Annotated in this window: 17 protein-coding genes; 1 reads left to right on the forward strand and 16 read right to left on the reverse strand. The window is 38.8% G+C overall.

What is annotated here, in order from left to right:
• Positions 1–27: 27 nt before the first annotated feature.
• The 16 genes from hpaI to ACEPXD_RS18280 all read right to left on the reverse strand — a co-directional run bounded on the left by hpaI (position 28) and on the right by ACEPXD_RS18280 (position 15,764).
• Complete coding sequence (gene hpaI / locus ACEPXD_RS18205; RefSeq protein WP_391118248.1) at positions 28–951, reverse strand: 2,4-dihydroxyhept-2-ene-1,7-dioic acid aldolase; 924 nt, start codon at positions 949–951, stop codon at positions 28–30.
• A gap of 15 nt (positions 952–966) precedes the next feature.
• On the reverse strand, positions 967–1,452 hold the full coding sequence (locus ACEPXD_RS18210; protein WP_391123358.1) for a flavin reductase family protein: 486 nt from the start codon (positions 1,450–1,452) through the stop codon (positions 967–969).
• Positions 1,453–1,515: 63 nt separating this feature from the next.
• Positions 1,516–3,000 carry a 4-hydroxyphenylacetate 3-monooxygenase, oxygenase component gene (gene hpaB / locus ACEPXD_RS18215; protein WP_391118250.1) on the reverse strand — a complete coding sequence of 495 codons (1,485 nt, stop codon included), beginning with the start codon at positions 2,998–3,000 and terminating at the stop codon, positions 1,516–1,518.
• A gap of 100 nt (positions 3,001–3,100) precedes the next feature.
• Positions 3,101–3,487, reverse strand: a complete 387-nt coding sequence (locus tag ACEPXD_RS18220) for a 5-carboxymethyl-2-hydroxymuconate Delta-isomerase (RefSeq protein ID WP_391118252.1) — start codon at positions 3,485–3,487, stop codon at positions 3,101–3,103.
• A gap of 22 nt (positions 3,488–3,509) precedes the next feature.
• Complete coding sequence (locus ACEPXD_RS18225) at positions 3,510–4,268, reverse strand: fumarylacetoacetate hydrolase family protein (protein ID WP_391118254.1); 759 nt, start codon at positions 4,266–4,268, stop codon at positions 3,510–3,512.
• The gene (locus ACEPXD_RS18230; RefSeq protein ID WP_391118256.1) at positions 4,265–5,056 is read right to left on the reverse strand and encodes a fumarylacetoacetate hydrolase family protein; all 792 of its coding nucleotides are present in this window, start codon (positions 5,054–5,056) and stop codon (positions 4,265–4,267) included. The genes ACEPXD_RS18225 and ACEPXD_RS18230 overlap by 4 nt, the downstream gene beginning before the upstream one ends.
• A gap of 68 nt (positions 5,057–5,124) precedes the next feature.
• Complete coding sequence (locus tag ACEPXD_RS18235) at positions 5,125–5,922, reverse strand: ABC transporter ATP-binding protein (protein WP_391118258.1); 798 nt, start codon at positions 5,920–5,922, stop codon at positions 5,125–5,127.
• The gene (locus ACEPXD_RS18240) at positions 5,897–6,949 is read right to left on the reverse strand and encodes an ABC transporter permease (protein ID WP_391118260.1); all 1,053 of its coding nucleotides are present in this window, start codon (positions 6,947–6,949) and stop codon (positions 5,897–5,899) included. Before ACEPXD_RS18240 ends, ACEPXD_RS18235 begins: the two co-directional genes overlap by 26 nt.
• Before the next feature lie 17 nt (positions 6,950–6,966).
• Positions 6,967–7,941, reverse strand: a complete 975-nt coding sequence (locus tag ACEPXD_RS18245; RefSeq protein WP_391118262.1) for an ABC transporter substrate-binding protein — start codon at positions 7,939–7,941, stop codon at positions 6,967–6,969.
• A gap of 125 nt (positions 7,942–8,066) precedes the next feature.
• Positions 8,067–9,497: a dihydrolipoyl dehydrogenase family protein gene (locus ACEPXD_RS18250; RefSeq protein ID WP_391118264.1), complete on the reverse strand. Its 1,431-nt coding sequence runs from the start codon at positions 9,495–9,497 to the stop codon at positions 8,067–8,069.
• A 1-nt stretch (position 9,498) separates the two neighbouring features.
• Positions 9,499–10,710, reverse strand: coding sequence for a dihydrolipoamide acetyltransferase family protein (locus ACEPXD_RS18255; RefSeq protein ID WP_391118266.1), 1,212 nt, complete (start codon positions 10,708–10,710; stop codon positions 9,499–9,501).
• 12 nt (positions 10,711–10,722) lie between these two features.
• Positions 10,723–11,739 carry an alpha-ketoacid dehydrogenase subunit beta gene (locus tag ACEPXD_RS18260; RefSeq protein WP_391118268.1) on the reverse strand — a complete coding sequence of 339 codons (1,017 nt, stop codon included), beginning with the start codon at positions 11,737–11,739 and terminating at the stop codon, positions 10,723–10,725.
• A gap of 3 nt (positions 11,740–11,742) precedes the next feature.
• On the reverse strand, positions 11,743–12,798 hold the full coding sequence (pdhA, locus tag ACEPXD_RS18265) for a pyruvate dehydrogenase (acetyl-transferring) E1 component subunit alpha (RefSeq protein ID WP_391118270.1): 1,056 nt from the start codon (positions 12,796–12,798) through the stop codon (positions 11,743–11,745).
• Positions 12,799–12,812: 14 nt separating this feature from the next.
• Positions 12,813–13,961, reverse strand: coding sequence for a Leu/Phe/Val dehydrogenase (locus ACEPXD_RS18270; protein ID WP_391118272.1), 1,149 nt, complete (start codon positions 13,959–13,961; stop codon positions 12,813–12,815).
• A 51-nt stretch (positions 13,962–14,012) separates the two neighbouring features.
• Entirely contained in the window at positions 14,013–14,414 is a 402-nt protein-coding gene (locus ACEPXD_RS18275) for a thioesterase family protein (protein WP_391123361.1), read from the reverse strand.
• Positions 14,415–14,798: 384 nt separating this feature from the next.
• A complete protein-coding gene (locus tag ACEPXD_RS18280) occupies positions 14,799–15,764 on the reverse strand; it encodes an NAD(P)H-dependent flavin oxidoreductase (protein WP_391118274.1) in 966 nt (321 codons plus the stop codon).
• A gap of 83 nt (positions 15,765–15,847) precedes the next feature.
• Here ACEPXD_RS18280 and ACEPXD_RS18285 point away from each other — a divergent pair, with 83 nt between their 5' ends.
• Positions 15,848–16,375 carry a gamma carbonic anhydrase family protein gene (locus ACEPXD_RS18285; RefSeq protein WP_391118276.1) on the forward strand — a complete coding sequence of 176 codons (528 nt, stop codon included), beginning with the start codon at positions 15,848–15,850 and terminating at the stop codon, positions 16,373–16,375.
• Positions 16,376–16,680 lie beyond the last annotated feature (305 nt).

The raw sequence follows: 16,680 nt of genomic DNA on the forward strand, positions 1-16,680 counted from the left end.
TTCTATCACCTATTTCCTTATTTATATTTACTTTATAGCTGCTTCCTTAGCCAAAATAGCAAGTTCAATAAGTGATTCCCGAACTTCTTCTTGTATTGCTGCTGAAGGTAATCCTAATGGTAATCGGAGCTTCGGTGTTATTTTCCCCATCATGCCTAGTGCCACTTTAACAGGGGAAGGATTTGTATCTTTAAAAAGCACATCATTTAATGGCATTAATTCGAAATGAAGATCTTGTGCTCTTGCAACGTCTCCTGCTTCCCAAGCATTGTATAACTCTGCTACTCTTGCTGGCTCCACATTTGCTGTGGCACTGATAAATCCGGCGCCCCCAATCGCGAGCATCGGATAGCAAAGTAGTTCTATCCCCGAGAAAAGTAGGAAATCCCTTCCACAATTTAGAAGCACACGATTTACATGTTCAAAGTCTTTATTTGCTTCTTTTACACCAATAATGTTCGGGCAATCTTCGACTAGGCGTTTCATCGTGCTAACTTCCATATTGACGGCGGATCGACCTGGAATATTGTAAATAATGATTGGAATTTTAACTGAATCTGCTACCGTTTTAAAGTGCTGATAAAGTGCTTCTTGATTCGGCTTATTGTAGTAAGGCACGATAACCATGGCAGCATCTGCACCAATTTCTTCTGCATATTTCGTTAGCTCCATTGTTTCATCATGATTGGTAGACCCTGTTCCAGGTGCAAAAAACACGCGTCCATCTATTGTCTCTTTCGCTAGATTCATAACCCTTTTTCTTTCGGCAATTGTTAAAGAACTTGGTTCTCCACTCGTTCCTGTAACAGAAATCCCATGACTTCCGCTCGCTATTTGCCAATTAATCAACTCGATAAATACTTTTTCATCAATTGCACCACTTTCCGTAAACGGTGTAATGACAGGACAAATAGAACCTCTTAATTTCTTTTTAGCTTCTTCATACGCCATTAAAATCTACTCCTTTTAAGTAGGGCTTTCCGATTCTTCTAGTTCTTTTAATTCTCGATACTTCCCTTGGCTAAATAATAAAGGATCTTTTTGTTCCAGCTTAACTCCAGTAACATTACCTATAAAAATCGTATGGTCTCCTACTACATATTCGCTATTCAGATCACATGTAATCACCGCTAAAGAATCTTCAAGTATTGGGAGTCCTTTAAAGTAAGTGAATGTAACTTCAGATTCTGATTTAAGCTGCCCTGCAAATTGTTTCGACTGATTTTGTTGGTTAGACGATAATATGTTAATCGCGAATTGCTTCGAATCCTTTATATGCTGAAGCATTCTTGCATTCTCTCCGATACTAATTGACACAAGCTTCGGATGGAGAGAAACGGACATAAAAGCATTTGCAGTCATGCCATGCACCACTTTATCTACTTCTGTTGTAATAACCGTTACCCCTGTTGCAAAACTACCCATCACATTTCGGTATAAACGATCATCCATTTCGTTACCTGCTTGTTGCATCATTTATTCACCTCACTACTTTCAGAAGATGTTAACTTGAATTTAAGATAATATTCCTGCTTCTTTTTTCGCTTTATTTAAAAAGTTCGTAACCATATCTTTATAAGGTTGCTTATCAAATCCATCATAATAAGCATTTGACATTCTCACTGGATCCCCAAAGAAATAATATTCATAAAGTGCTTGTCGATTACCGAATGCACTAATGGAAATATCCCATGCTAAGCGGAATAGTTGTACTTTCTCTTCACCGTTAACATTGGCGCCTTGTGTGTAGCGATGAACTAATGGCCCAACATCCGTATTACTAAAATCCGCTTCGGTTGGAAGTGCCATCAATCCAGAAGCACCTAAGATTTTAATAATTTCATTCATACGCTGATACATTTTCGGGAACCAGTTGCGTGCCGCATTTAACGGTTCAAAATCTGGTGTGATATTGCCATACTGATCGATTTTTGCATTGTGCTCAGATTTATACAAATGAGAGCGCATCACTTCTAAAATAACCATGATTTCACTTGCTTTTTCTTTCACATGCATGAATTGATCTATACCAATAGCTTCCATCATACTAATGACAACACCGAGAATAAATTCGGTTTTTACGACATTTTTACAAATAACTTGATGTGTCATATGTATTACCGCATTTGTCTCGGCATACGTACGATTACATATATTGGTACTTTCACAAACAAAAACTCTTTCCCACGGCACTAGAACATCTTCGAAAGAAATGATTGCATCACTTTCATCAAACCTAGCTCCAAGCGGGTGATCCCATTTGTTTTTTCCGTAGTCAAATGATTCGCGCGATAAGAATTTTAAACCCGGAGTATTATTTGGAATAGCAAAAGCAAATGCGAATGGATCATCTATAGTTCCTGGTGTTCTATTTATAGTGGATGGAAATACGACAAGCTCATCCGTAATTCCGCCTAAAGTTGCCAAAAGACGACAGCCATTCACAACAATACCGTCTGAAGTCTTTTTCGTAATTCTTGCGGAAAGAAATGGATCTTTTTGCTCTGATTGCGTGAGCATGGATCTGTTTACCTGTGGATGAATTAATGTATGCGTTAAACTAATATCGTTCTCACGTGCATATTCATAGTAATTTGCTGCATTTTTAGCAAATTGATCACTTCCCCCACCTTCTTGCGCAAAAAACTGGCTTGCTGTACCGAAGGCCATAATACTGGTGTTTAAATAGTCCGGGGAACGTCCCATCATACCTCCTGAAAAAGTTGCCCATTCGGTATGCATTTCACGTCTTTTAAAAAGATCTTCTTTCGTTTTAGGAGCAATAAAGGAAAGTCCAACCTTTTTACCAGAGGTCGGCGAGGTATATAACATCTTTTCCGGTTTCTCGTGTTGTAAATCGTAAAGACCCGCAACGCTTTCCACTACATTTTTAAATGCTGGATGCGTCGTAACATCTTCTACTTTCTCCCCATGTATCCATACTTCCGTTTTCCGTTTTTTAATACCATCGATGTACTCTTTACCTGTTCGCGCGCCCATACTATTCCCTCCTCATTTCGAAACAATTTCCCTTGAAATATAATGTAATTTTCAGAACATTTATTATATATTAGTAGACTAATTGAATAGAAGACCTATACTACTTTTTAAATCTAGCGTGAATATTATTTTGTTTATAAGTGCCAACATCACTAAATTCAATTAGTTCCATGGACAAGGCTAAATATCGCTTATCCATTAATGATGAGAAATGTTCTTTCATCACTTCAAATAGCGCGGTGCAAACTTCTTTCTTTATTTCTTCTGAACGTCCAGCACCAATTTTTAATACAGCATGGACGAAAGCGTCATCCTCAGCACCGTCCGCAACTCTATACTCTTTTAGTTCAATCGCTCTTGAACGGATACCACCTATTGGAAAAATAGTTTCTCTCGCAATAAGAACTTTATGAACTTCCTCGAATAATTTTGCGAGATTTGCCTCATCTTTCATATTATCCGTGTACTCTACAATAAAATGCGGCAAATATAGCCCCCCCCTTTTCACACTATCCATTTGTAAAGGATTCGTCTCCGATAATAGTATTTACTAAGCGGCCAATTCCCTCTACTTCAGTGACTACAACATCTCCGACAGTTGTGTCGACCGATCCTTTAGGAGTACCAGTAAGAATGACATCATTATCACTCAATGTCATAAAGCTACTTAAATACGCAATAATCGACGGAATATCAAAAATCATATCCGCAGTCGTTCCTTCTTGAACGAGTTCGTTATTGACATGAGTGGTCAATTTGAGATTCATCGGGTTGGCAACATCTTTGACATCTACAAACCACGGACCAAAAGGTGTACATGTATCACGATTTTTCACACGCAAGTTGGGTCGGTAATAGTTTTCTAAATAATCTCGGATAGCGTAATCGTTTGCGACACTATACCCTTTAACATATTTGTAGGCGTCTTCTTTTTTTACATTTCTGGCTGTATCACCTATAATTACAGCCAATTCACACTCATAGTGCATATAATTGACATCTGCTGGACGACGAGTATATGCTCGGTGTCCAACAAACGTATTCGGTCCTTTTAAAAAGACAAGGGGTTCTGAAGGAGCAGTAAATGCAAGTTCCGCTGCATGATCTGCATAGTTAAGTCCTAACGCAAACACCGTACGCGGCTCTATTGGCGTAAGCCAAGTTACACTGTTCTCTCCAACTATTCGACCATCATCTAACTTGAGAAGCCCTTCCCATTCGATTGCTTCGTGGATAGCCCCTCCATATGCAACTCGTGCTTTTCTCATATGGACCTCCCCCGTATCGTCGCTGTTTCTTCAACAATAACGTTTTCTAAACTGCCAATACCTTCTATTTCGATTCGGATTTTATCTCCTACCTCTGCTAGTGGTGCGTCTTCAGGAACTCCAACTAGTAACACGTCACCTGCACTTAACGTCATGAACTCGGTTACATCGGCGAGTAAACGAGAGACCGAACGAATCAAATTGGATGTTGAGTTTTCTTGCCGAAGCTTCTCATTGATAAATACTCGAATAGCTAAATTGTCCGGGTTATCCACTTCATTTTGCTCGATTATCCACGGTCCAATTGGACAAAATCCATCACGTGCTTGATGTTGAACTGCTGGACGGTATACACTATTATGTGGCACACTTACATCGTTCACAATCGTATACCCTGCAATATAAGTAAGCGCAGTTGCTTCCTCTAGAGCTACGGCTTTCTTTCCTATTACTAATCCGAGCGCGGCTCCCATCTTCAGTTTCGATATCCCTATTGGCATAGGGATTGCTGCACCGTATCGGTTAAAGGTATTTGCCGGTTTAATATAAAGAATAGGGGCGATTGGAGGCGAATTATACGGTATATCGTTTATAGCATTCCCTAACTGCTCAAGTTCTCCTTTATGGTTTAGTAGCGTTCCAAAAATTGTCCCTGTAATTGGAGTATCAAATTGTATTTCATTAATACTTAATACACTGTTCTCTATCACAACTGTATTTGTTACTGTATTCACATCCACTAATTCCAATTCATGTTTTCCTAACATTTTCATCTTGGCATTACTCATACGTTTCACTTCCTTAGGATATTCTCCAAAGCTAACAATAATATTTCCCAAGAAATATGAAGTGCGAGTTATAACGATAACAATGCTTTATCACTCGTTAATTTCTCGCCACGAATACGTTGGAATTCATCCATTAGCTTAGGAATAGTTAACTTTTTCTTTTCTTCCGCTTCTATTTCTAAAATGATTTGACCTTTATCCATCATAATAAGCCTGTTCCCTAAATCTAGCGCTTGTTGCATATTATGCGTGATCATTAGAGTGGTAAGCTGATCTTTTTCAACAAGCTTCTTTGTTAAATTCGTAATTAATTCTGCTCGGGAAGGATCTAGTGCTGCTGTATGTTCATCCAAAAGCAAAATTGATGGTTGTGTAAAAGTAGCCATCAATAGAGATAGAGCTTGCCTCTCTCCACCAGAAAGCATTCCTACTTTAGCATTCAATCGATTTTCAAGATTTAAATGAAGGGTTTCAAGGGATGCTCGGAATAATTCACGCCGTTTCTTGTCCACACCCTTTTTTAGCATACGTTTTTTATTTCTCGAATAAGCCATTGCCAAGTTTTCCTCAATCGTCATCGTAGGGGCTGTCCCTGCCATTGGATCTTGAAATACTCTTCCAATCATTTGTGAACGCTTATATTCTGGAACTTTTGTAACGTCTTTATTTGCAATTTCAATCACACCAAAATCAGGGGAAAGAGCGCCGGAAATCATATTTAACATAGTCGATTTTCCAGCACCGTTGCTTCCAATCACAGTCATGAAATCTCCAGGATTTAACTGGAGATTAATTTGATCCAAAGCAATTTTTTCATCAGGAGTTGCTTCATTAAATAACTTATTGACCTGACTGAGCTTTAGCAACGGCAGTCTCCTCCTTCATTAGCAAATGCTTTTGCTCTACTAATCTCTCCGCATGGCGTTTTGCTTTTCTACTTTTTTCTCGTTTCTTTTCGAAGAATTGAGGTAAAATCAATGCACCAATTACAATAACAGCCGTAATTAGTTTCATATCTCCCGTATCGAGAAAATCTACTCGAAGCGCAAGTCCAAGCACGATTCGATAAATTATCGCCCCTGCTATTACAGCAAATGTTGTTCGCAGAATTGTTTTCGTTCCAAAAATCGCCTCACCAATAATAACGGAAGCGAGTCCAATAATAATCATTCCAATACCCATTCCGATATCAGCAAATTTTGCATACTGAGCAATCAATGCTCCAGAGAAGGCTACAAGTGCATTAGAAAAACCCAAACCAACAATTATGAGTGTGTCTGTGTTAGCAGATAAACTGCGGATCATTTTCTTATTATCTCCGGTAGCTCTTATCGCAAGGCCTACTTCGGTTTTCAAAAACCAATCGACGATAAGTTTAATGATTAAAACAATAATGATCATGATGAACACTGTACCCCAGGTTTTTGGTAAGTACTGAAGTCCTAGATTACTTAAAAAATTATTAATGGCAGTATCGATGCCTAAAGAACCCCAAAATGATTGGAACTTACTAAATATTGTTTCAGCATTTAATAAAGGTATATTCGGACGACCAATGGAGTTTGGAGACGTCAATCCCATTATGCGTAAATTGATGGAATACAAGGCAATCATCATTAATATTCCGGATAGTAGCGCATTGATTTTTCCTTTTGTATGTAGGAGCCCGGTTACACATCCTGCAAGAAAACCGATAACTATAGCCACTAATGTAGCTACCACTGGGTTATATCCAGAGATAATCATCGTGGCAGCAACCCCAGCTCCTGTTACAAAACTACCGTCCACTGTTAAGTCTGGAAAATCTAGCACTCGGAATGAAATATACACTCCAAGTGCCATAATTGCATAGATGATCCCTTGCTCCACAGAGCCAAATACTGCTGCAAACATGTAGAATCACCTCCTATTTATTCAACAAGCTCAGCTTTCCATTCATCTTTAATGTCGATCCCTAAAATAGAAGCCGCTTTTTTATTCATAACCAGTTTTAAATTTTGTGGAACTTGAACAGGTAAGTCTGCTGGCTTACTTTCACCTTTTAAGATTTTGACAGCCATTTGTCCTGCTTCGTAACCTATATCGTAATATTCAAAGCCGTATGCAGCTAAACCACCACGTTTAACAGAGTCAAACTCAGCTACCATCACGGGGATCTTATTGTCATTTGCGACTGAAATTACGGATTCAAGCGCGGAAACAACCGTATTATCTGTAATGATGTACATAGAATCTACTTTACCAATTAATGATTCAGCTGCTTGTTTCACATCTGCTGATGTAGCAACTGACGCTTCCACAACCGTCATATCCATACCTTTTAACATTTCTTTTACTGCATCTACTTGAGCACGAGAGTTTTGTTCTCCTGAGTTAAATACCATTCCAACCTTTTTTGCTCCCAATTGTTCTTTTAGGAACTTCATTGTATCGGAAATAGCATCTGGATGAGCATCAATGGTACCTGTTACATTACCTCCTGGACTTTCCATTGATTTAACGAGTTCTGCTCCAACTGCATCTGTCACGGATGTGAAAACGATTGGAATATCTGATGTAGCACTGGCAGCCGCTTGAGCACTAGGAGTAGAGTTTGCAAATATTAGATCCACCTTTGCACTGACAAGATTCGTCGCTATTGTTGTATTAGCACTATTATCCCCTTGAGCGATTTGTGGATCATATTCTGCATCAATGCCTGCATCTTCTAAAGCCTTTTTAAAACCATCGTAAGCAGCATTAAGAGATGGGTGTTCTACAATTTGAGTGACACCAATTTTATATTTCTTTGAGGATCCTGCCTTTTCTCCTCCATCACCACATGCAGCAAGTATTAATGTAGTACTAAAAATAACAGCCATCATTTTTTTCCAACTGTTCTTCATTTCATTTCCCCCTCTTAACGTTGTTTTATTTTGTATTTATGTGAATCCAAATTAAAAAATAAATTTTAATATTCCGTCTATTTTAGATACAAACGTACGTATGACTTATTCATTAATCAACTATTTTACAAACTTTTCTTTTTAACCGGTGCAGTATGAATTGCTTGTCCGATTAGCCCTTCTACCACTTCCAGTAGACCTTCGTTGAATCCTGGATGTGCATAGTTAGGGAATTTTATATCTTCTTCTTTCGCGGCCATTTCTAGCAATTGTACAAAGGAACCTGAGATTTCAACTGCCCCTTCTCCAATCATATGAATGCCTTGAATGATTTCAGTAGTTGAATCGGAAATAACTTTAATAAATCCATCCTTTTTACCAGTAATTGTTGCATACCCATTACCACCAAGTGCAAATTGACTGACACGAATAGGCAATGCCATATCTCGTGCACTTTGTTCGGTAAGTCCCACGGAAACGATTGGTGGAATTGTATGCGCAACAGCAGGCATAAATGTAAGGTCAACTTCCGTTTTTTCTCCAACAATGGATGCCACTACAGCTTTTCCTTGCTTGATTGCCTTAACTGCAAGCATTGGGCCTTCCGTTACATCACCAATTGCATAGATAGTAGGAATTGATGATTGCATATTTCCATCTATCTTTATGAAGCCTTCATCTGTTTGTTCAATTCCGAAACGACTTATTCCAAGAGAATCCAAATTGGGTTTCCTTGTTCCAGAAACGTATAAATGAGATCCACTGATCGTCTCTTCTACCTGTTTATCTGTCAAAAACGTTATTGAAATCTGATCTTCCGTCTCATTTATTGAAAGGTATTCCATTTCTTTATGCACGTTAATTTTACGCTTTTTAAATAAACGATTTAATTCTTTATTAATAGATTCATCGAAGGGAAATCCTTCTTTGTCATCTATCACTACACTCACTTGTGCTCCTAATGCTGCAAAACTAGAAGCAGCTTCAAGTGCAATATAATCTTGACCCCTTACTATAAGATGCTGTGGTATATCTTCTATTTTAAATAGTTCATGTGGCAATAAAATTCTTTTCCCTTTTTCTTTTATAGTAGCTGGTAGAATTGGGGAACTACCTGTTGCAATAATTACTTGTTGGAATTCAAAAATATCGAATTGATGTCCTTTTTCTACACCAATTTTGTCTACGGCGAGGAATGTAGCTTTCCCTCGTATTATCTCAATCTTGTTTACCTTACATAAACTTTCTACGCCTGACCTAAGTTGGTCGATGACTTTAGTTTTATAGGTACTTAGCTTTTTGATGTCGAATAAGGTACCCGAACTTTCAATACCTAGTTCTTGCAAATGAGCAGTTTCTGAACGTTTAGCTGCAGCATGTGTATAAACTTTAGAAGGAATGCATCCCTCATTCAGACAAACACCGCCCATTTCAGCCTGTTCAATTAGTGTTACAGAGAGCCCCAGCTGTGCTGCCCTTATAGCAGCACTGTAGCCACCTGGCCCTCCTCCAATGATTATAAGATTTCGTTCTTGACTAATTTCCCCAACAACCATTTTATATCATCTCCATCATCAGTTTGTGGGGTTGTTCAATTAGGCTTGCAAATCGATTCGTAAATTTTACGGCCGTCGCACCATCCGCAACACGGTGGTCAAACGCCATGGAAAGTGTCATGATATGACCGATAACAATCTCATCACGTTCATTGACGATAGGTTGTTTTTTCGTTTTGTGAAAGGCAATAAGAGCCGTTTCAGGATAATTAATAATTGGAGTTGCACCCGTACTTCCTAGTGGTCCAACATTACTCACTGTAAACGTGCTATTTTGCATTTCAAACGGTTGTAATTTTCCATCGATAGCTCTTTTAGTTAAATCTTTGGCCTCATTATTAATCTCTTTAATCGATTTCTTATCCACATCATGGATAACAGGAACGATTAACCCACTATCCGTGTTTGTTGCGATACCAATATGATAGTTTTTCTTAAGTAGTATCCTACTATTCTCTTCATCTAGTTCCGCATTGAATATTGGAAAGTCTTTCAATGAAATAACAAGTGCTTTAAGAAGAAATGCGGATATGCTAACTGATTCACCAGATGCCTTCAATTGCTCTTTCATTTCAAACAGTTTTGTCATATTGACTTCATCAAAATGAGTGACATGCGGGATTGTAAAGAGTGATTTCGTCATCTTTTCGGCAATCTTTTTACGAATGCCTCTAAAAGGAATCTCATCAGGAGCCTCTTGAACAACAACTGTCTGCTTTACATCTTCAACTAATTCCTTGTCAGCTTGCAGTCCTTTTAAGAACCGCAAAACATCTTCTTCGGATACTCTTCCTGAAGGATCCGCAGCATGGACGTCTTCCAGACTTATATTGTTGTCGCGTGCGATTTTTCGTGTATATGGTGCAGCAAGTACTCGTTTAAAAGTATTAAGAGGTGCTTTTTCAAGTGTAGGATTTGCCTTTTTCTCCGAAACTTGTTTCGTTTCTATTGATAATTTTTCTTTTAGCTGAATACCCCCATCTACTTCAATGTAGAGTAAACTTGTTCCTACCTGAACAGTTTCACCAACTTCAATAGGAATTTTTTTCACGATGCCTGAGCAAGGCGATGTGAGTTCAGCGACCATTTTATCTGTTTGTACTTCGACAAGTGGCTGATCCGTGCTTACCGAATCTCCAACTTTGACTAAGTAATGGATCACTTCTCCTTCCATCATTCCTTCCCCGATATCATGTAGCTTTACTTCTAGCATTCCATTTCCTCCTCAAAAATGAACCACTTTTTCTATTCCTTCAACGACGCGTGCCGGTGTTGGTAGATAATGTTCTTCTAATGCAAAGAATGGAACTGGTACATCAAATCCCGTAATACGTACAATTGGAGCTCGGAGGTAGAGGAAAGCTGTATCATTAATAATCGATACGATATCGTTGCCAAGGCCACCTGTATTATGCGCTTCCTGAATGATGACCGCTCTCGTCGTCTTTTGCACGGACTCCGCTATAATGTCACGATCAATTGGATACAATGTTCGTAGATCGATAATTTCACAACTAATTCCTTTTTTCTCTGCCTGTTCTGCTGCTTTTTCTGCGATTGAAATCATAGCTCCCCAAGCAATAATGGTTACATCAGTACCTTCCCGCACTATTTTTCCTTTACCAATTTCCACCTTATATTTCCCTACAGGTACTTCTTCTCTTTTTGCACGATAGCTTTTCATTGGCTCCAAAACTAGCACTGGATCAGGGTCTTCCATCGCTGCAATCAATAACCCCTTTGCATCGTATGGATTAGATGGACAGACAACCTTGATGCCAGGCATATGTGTGAATAAGATTTCTGTACTGTCGGAATGTATTTCTGGCGCACGAATTCCTGCTCCGTATGGTGCTCGGATAACCATTGGCACAGTAAAACGGGACATTGTTCGCATTCGAATACGCGAGACATGTGTCATTATTTGTTCGTATGCAGGATAGATAAAACCGAGAAATTGGATTTCTGCCACTGGTCTAAAACCATTAACCGCAAGTCCAATTGACGTACCGATAATCCCAGCTTCTGAAAGCGGTGTATCGACTACCCGTTCTTCACCAAACTCTTCCTGAAGTCCCTCAGTTGCACGGAACACCCCTCCGTTTTTACCAATATCTTCACCGAGTATGATTGTTCGCTCATCCTCTTCTAGCATCAAACGCATAGCCTCATTAATCGCTTGAATTAATGTCAGTTGTTTAGTCGTTTCTGTTTTTTGATCCGACTCTTTCAATTGTGCCATTCATTACTGCCTCCCTAAATGTGATAGGTACGCCTCTTTTTGTTCAGCGAGTTGAGCTGGCATTTCAGCGTATACGTGATTGAAAACGTCCTCTACATTCGGCGGCGGAAACTTTTCCATTTCTTCTACAGCCGCTTCGACTTCACTATTCGTTTTTTCTTTAGTAGCTTGAACCCACTCATCATCCCAGTAGCCGTAATTTTTCATAAATAACTCTAATCTTGCAAGAGGATCAGCAAAATCTTCCCCTTGTTTTTCAGACCTATATTTAGAAGGATCATCAGCAGTTGTGTGTGCACCTTTTCGCCAAGTAACCGCTTCTATTAATGTTGGTCCATTTCCAGCACGTGCATAGTTAAATGCTTTTTTCGTTTCAAAATAAACTGCAAAACAGTCATTACCATCGATTCTCAAACCAGGCATGCTATATGCAACTGATTTTTGTGCTATCGTTTCGGAATTCATCTGTTTTTCAGTCGGAACGGATATCGCATACCCATTATTTTGATTAAAAAAGACAACTGGCACTTTGAACACACTTGCAAAATTCAAACCTTCATGGAAATCACCTTCCGAAGTAGCACCATCGCCAAAATAGGCTATTGCTGCATTTTTTGTCCCTCTTCTCTTTTCAGCCCAGGCAGCTCCAACGGCATGAGGGATTTGAGTCGCAATTGGAACAGCTGGCGGGAAAATATTTAGATCTGGCGGAACTACACAACCTTCCACTCTTCCATTCCAGTACAAAAACGTTTGAACCATACTTTTTCCAAACGTTATCGTCGCACCATGATCACGATAAGTTGGGAAAACCCAATCGTCTTCATTTAATGCGAGTGCGCTACCTATTTGAGCAGCTTCCTGCCCTTCAAAAGGCGCATAAGTTCCTAGACGACCTTGTCGTTGCAAGTTAATCGCTTTTCTATCAAAAGCACGAACTCGTAACATGTGATAGTACAGATCTTTAACCAATTGCTCATCTATCTGTTTTTCAAAGTCAGCATCCACAAGAAAGCCCATATCATCTATTATTCTTTTTATAGGATAGTTATGTTCCATTTAACTGCCTCCAATCAAGATAGTTTGTTAAACGACCATTTTGGTTTCTTCGGTGCAGAATAAAAGCTATTCCGTTTTCCTCGATTCGCTATTCTTTTCTCACACATAGCATTCGCCGATTCCTCTGTTGTTTTCCCACTACTTGCAGCATCCTTATACACTTCCAGAATCGCATCATATATATGTTTTGTCTTGGCAAGAACTCGTTCATGATTAATGCCATACAATTCATCTGCCACTTGAATGAGTCCTCCAGAATTGACGATATAGTCAGGGGCATATAATATTCCTTTATCTTGCAACAATTTACCATGTCTATCATTTAATAACTGATTATTTGCCGATCCTACAATTGCTTTAACTTTAAACATAGGAATTGTAGTGTCGTTAATAATCCCACCAAATGCACATGGAACGAAAATGTCCGCTTCTTGCGAATAAATGTCATCATTTGCAACAATTTGTACTTTACCAGGTGTTTTTACTGCTACTTCCTCAATTGCCCGCAGACTTTCTTCGTTAATATCCGTTACGTAAATGTGGGCACCTGCCTCCAGTAATCCAGTAGCAACTTTGAATCCAACCTTCCCTAGGCCTTGAATAGCATAAGAATGTCTCCCTAATTCGTCACTTCCATATAGCAACTGATTGGTCGCTTTTATACCATACAAAACACCCGCTGCAGTAGGTATAGATGAATCCCCACCACCTCCATATTCCACAGGGAGCCCATTGACAAAGTTCGTTTCTTTCATCGCGTGAATGAAATCATCCATTGTCGTTCCCATATCCGTCCCTGTATAAAAACGTCCACCAAGTGAGTTTACAAATTGACCGAACGCACGGAATAACTCTGGTGATTTATCTGTTTTAGGATCACCGATAATAACCGCTTTACCTCCCCCAAAATCAACGTCCGCGGCTGCACATTTATAGGTCATTCCTTTTGAAAGACGAAGTGCATCCTCAAGCGCTTCTTCTACGCTGTTATAAGGTTGCATGCGACAACCACCTAGTGCTGGTCCAAGTGTTGTGTTATGAATTGCAATTATTGCTCGTAAGCCCGTGGAAGGATCATTACAAAAAACCACCTGTTCATGTTTAGCCATTTTATCGAAAAGATCAAATTCTTTTGTCATTGATAATTTATCTGCCATTATCATCTATTAAGCCCCCTTAGCAATTACTTCATATATTAATTAACTTCTTTTTTCTTAATGAAGTGATGAAGCACTTTTCAGTTTTTCAGCAATCATATCTTTTGGTAAAATTACTTGTTTTACTTCACCTTTACCAATTACCCCTAAATTACTGGATGCAGTGACTTTTGTGATTACGACATTGTCATCTAGTTCCACTAAAGTTGCTGTCAGCGTAACTGTTGAACCGAGTGTGGAAGGTGCTAAATGGTTTAACTTAACTGAAACTCCCATTCCCTCTTCATCGTCTTCCAAAAAAGGAAGAATGATTTTCCTAGAAACCCATTCCATATGATATGTCATTGCCACCGTTGAATAGACAGGATGAACAACTTCCCCTTCAAATGAAGCAAACATATCCTCTGTTACAATTATTTCTATCGTTTCTTCTCTACCTAATTCCATTCCCCGCTTCATCATTTCACCTCTGTTTAATATATGGTTGATCGTAGATAAAACAGAATGGTGTTTCTACAATTCCATCCACCATTCCACAAAATTATGCAAACGCTTACACACTTAGCGACATGTACATCTCACATAACACTATTATAACGTAATAGTATCAATCCGTAATACGATAGTCAATATAATATTCAGAAAAATCTATGTATTTCGAATTAGTTTATTCCAAAATATATATAAAAAGCGTACTTTAAGTAGATTTGGTCTTCACTATTTCCGGAGAGCATGGACGAAACATTGGACTACACTATTATCTGTGAGAACGCAAAAAGATCGTGAAGTGAATGCATCACTCCTCGATCCTTTATTTTCAGTAATCATATAGCGGATGGTTTACTATTTTGCTAGTAAACTTTTTAATTCCTCCGTAGATCTTGTCATTCGATTTTCCGCTTCTTTCATCATTTCATCGATTAATTCTTTTACTGTTGGAATGTCCTCAATAAGACCTGCGATTTGACCGCTATTAATGAAACCATTTTCCATATCCCCTTCAATCGCACCTTTGATATGTTGTTTTTCCGATGTCATTTCACTATATTGCTCCATTGTCATTCCTGCTTTATCCAACTCATCTAACTTTATCGCATATGGTGTCTTTAAAATTCTTCTTAAGCGGCCAACGCTTCTCCCGATAATCATCGTCTCTGTATCACTTGCTTCCACTAGGTTTTGCTTGTACACATGGTGAAAAGGTGCTTCCTTTGTTGCAATTAGACGAGTACCAATTTGCACACCACTTGCACCTAGCATAAGGGCTGCCGCCAATCCTTTACCGTCGCCTATTCCCCCTGCTGCAACTACAGGAATTTTTACATGCTTTACAATTTGCGGTATGAGGGTAAATGTAGTTAACTCTAAGTTTGAGTTAATCCCCGCCGCTTCAAATCCTTCCGCCACAAGTATATCTGCCCCAGCTTCTTCAGCTTTTTGTGCATGCTTTACAGAAGCTACAAGCGCTATAACTGTTACACCATTTTCATGCAGTAATGGTATATATGGCACCGGATTTCCCGCTGATAATGATACAATCGGAATGTTATGCTTGATAATAAGCTTTAGCAACTCGTTCACATAAGGCGAAACACTAATTGCAATGTTAATAGCGAAGTTCTTATTTGTCAGCTTTTTCGTTTCAAGTATTATATTCTCTACTTCCTTTGGCGCCATAGTTCCACACCCTATTGTGCCAAGACCCCCAGCTTCTGATACAGCTGCAGTGAGCTGCGCATTGCTAATGTTGCCCATTCCACCTTGAATAATTGGATAAGTAATTTTTAGCTTTTCACAAATATATATCATTTTTCATCCACCTCTACTTAAATATGTTATATTAAAAACAATAGAATAACAATTCCGATAACTTTAAAGTGGGGGTAAAATAAATGATTATTACGTATAAAGGAAATAAACCTAAGTTAGATCCGACTGTTTTTGTCGCACCGGGTGCAAAAGTTATTGGAGAAGTGCAAGTTGGAGAAGAGTCTACTATTTGGTTTAATGCGGTGCTGCGAGGAGACGAAGGATTGATTTCAATTGGAAAAAGATGTAGCATCCAGGATAATTCGACCATTCATTTATATGAAGATGCTCCAGTTGTAGTAGAAGATGAGGTTACTGTTGGACATAATGTCATCCTACATGGCTGTAAGGTAGGGAAACGCTCCATTATTGGGATGGGTTCTACCATTTTGGATCATGCCGAAATTGGGGAAGAGTGCATTATCGGCGCCAACACGTTAATATCACCTGGAAAGAAAATTCCTCCTCGCTCACTAGTCGTGGGTTCGCCAGGAAAAGTAGTCAGGGAATTAAATGAGAAGGATTTGGAGATGATCCAATTATCCATTGATACTTATGTCCAAAAAGGATATGACTATAGAGAAATTTTTCAAGACAGAGAATTCAAATAATAAATGCAAACAAAAGAATAAACACTTTCTACTATCAAAAGCATCTTGTCTTTACTATTACCTGATTGCTTTGGACGAAACATTGGCTACACTATTACCGTTAGGTCTATGGAACGTGAAGTGACTGCGTCACTTCACGTTCCATTTTTTCGGTAATTTTGTTGCGAGTGTTTGTCCGTCGCCTTCTTTGAATATGTAAAGACATGATTCTTTTGGTTTGGTTAATGAGAGATAAGATGCTTTCCTATTCATTTAAAAGCGGACGAAGATACAATTTCGTCCGCTCAGCGCTTCTTTATCAATGG

It is taken from the genome of Psychrobacillus sp. L3 (genome assembly GCF_042945595.1).
In the GTDB taxonomy this organism is placed as follows: domain Bacteria; phylum Bacillota; class Bacilli; order Bacillales_A; family Planococcaceae; genus Psychrobacillus.

Excerpts from the sequence above, each read along its gene's own strand:
- hpaI (WP_391118248.1), bottom strand. The coding sequence starts at position 951 with ATGGCGTATGAAGAAGCTAAAAAGAAATTAAGAGGTTCTATTTGTCCT.
- ACEPXD_RS18210 (WP_391123358.1), bottom strand. The coding sequence starts at position 1,452 with ATGGATGATCGTTTATACCGAAATGTGATGGGTAGTTTTGCAACAGGG.
- hpaB (WP_391118250.1), bottom strand. The coding sequence starts at position 3,000 with ATGGGCGCGCGAACAGGTAAAGAGTACATCGATGGTATTAAAAAACGG.
- ACEPXD_RS18225 (WP_391118254.1), bottom strand. The coding sequence starts at position 4,268 with ATGAGAAAAGCACGAGTTGCATATGGAGGGGCTATCCACGAAGCAATC.
- ACEPXD_RS18230 (WP_391118256.1), bottom strand. The coding sequence starts at position 5,056 with ATGAGTAATGCCAAGATGAAAATGTTAGGAAAACATGAATTGGAATTA.
- ACEPXD_RS18240 (WP_391118260.1), bottom strand. The coding sequence starts at position 6,949 with ATGTTTGCAGCAGTATTTGGCTCTGTGGAGCAAGGGATCATCTATGCA.
- ACEPXD_RS18245 (WP_391118262.1), bottom strand. The coding sequence starts at position 7,941 with ATGAAGAACAGTTGGAAAAAAATGATGGCTGTTATTTTTAGTACTACA.
- ACEPXD_RS18250 (WP_391118264.1), bottom strand. The coding sequence starts at position 9,497 with ATGGTTGTTGGGGAAATTAGTCAAGAACGAAATCTTATAATCATTGGA.
- ACEPXD_RS18255 (WP_391118266.1), bottom strand. The coding sequence starts at position 10,710 with ATGCTAGAAGTAAAGCTACATGATATCGGGGAAGGAATGATGGAAGGA.
- ACEPXD_RS18260 (WP_391118268.1), bottom strand. The coding sequence starts at position 11,739 with ATGGCACAATTGAAAGAGTCGGATCAAAAAACAGAAACGACTAAACAA.
- pdhA (WP_391118270.1), bottom strand. The coding sequence starts at position 12,798 with ATGGAACATAACTATCCTATAAAAAGAATAATAGATGATATGGGCTTT.
- ACEPXD_RS18270 (WP_391118272.1), bottom strand. The coding sequence starts at position 13,961 with ATGATAATGGCAGATAAATTATCAATGACAAAAGAATTTGATCTTTTC.
- ACEPXD_RS18275 (WP_391123361.1), bottom strand. The coding sequence starts at position 14,414 with ATGAAGCGGGGAATGGAATTAGGTAGAGAAGAAACGATAGAAATAATT.
- ACEPXD_RS18280 (WP_391118274.1), bottom strand. The coding sequence starts at position 15,764 with ATGATATATATTTGTGAAAAGCTAAAAATTACTTATCCAATTATTCAA.
- ACEPXD_RS18285 (WP_391118276.1), top strand. The coding sequence starts at position 15,848 with ATGATTATTACGTATAAAGGAAATAAACCTAAGTTAGATCCGACTGTT.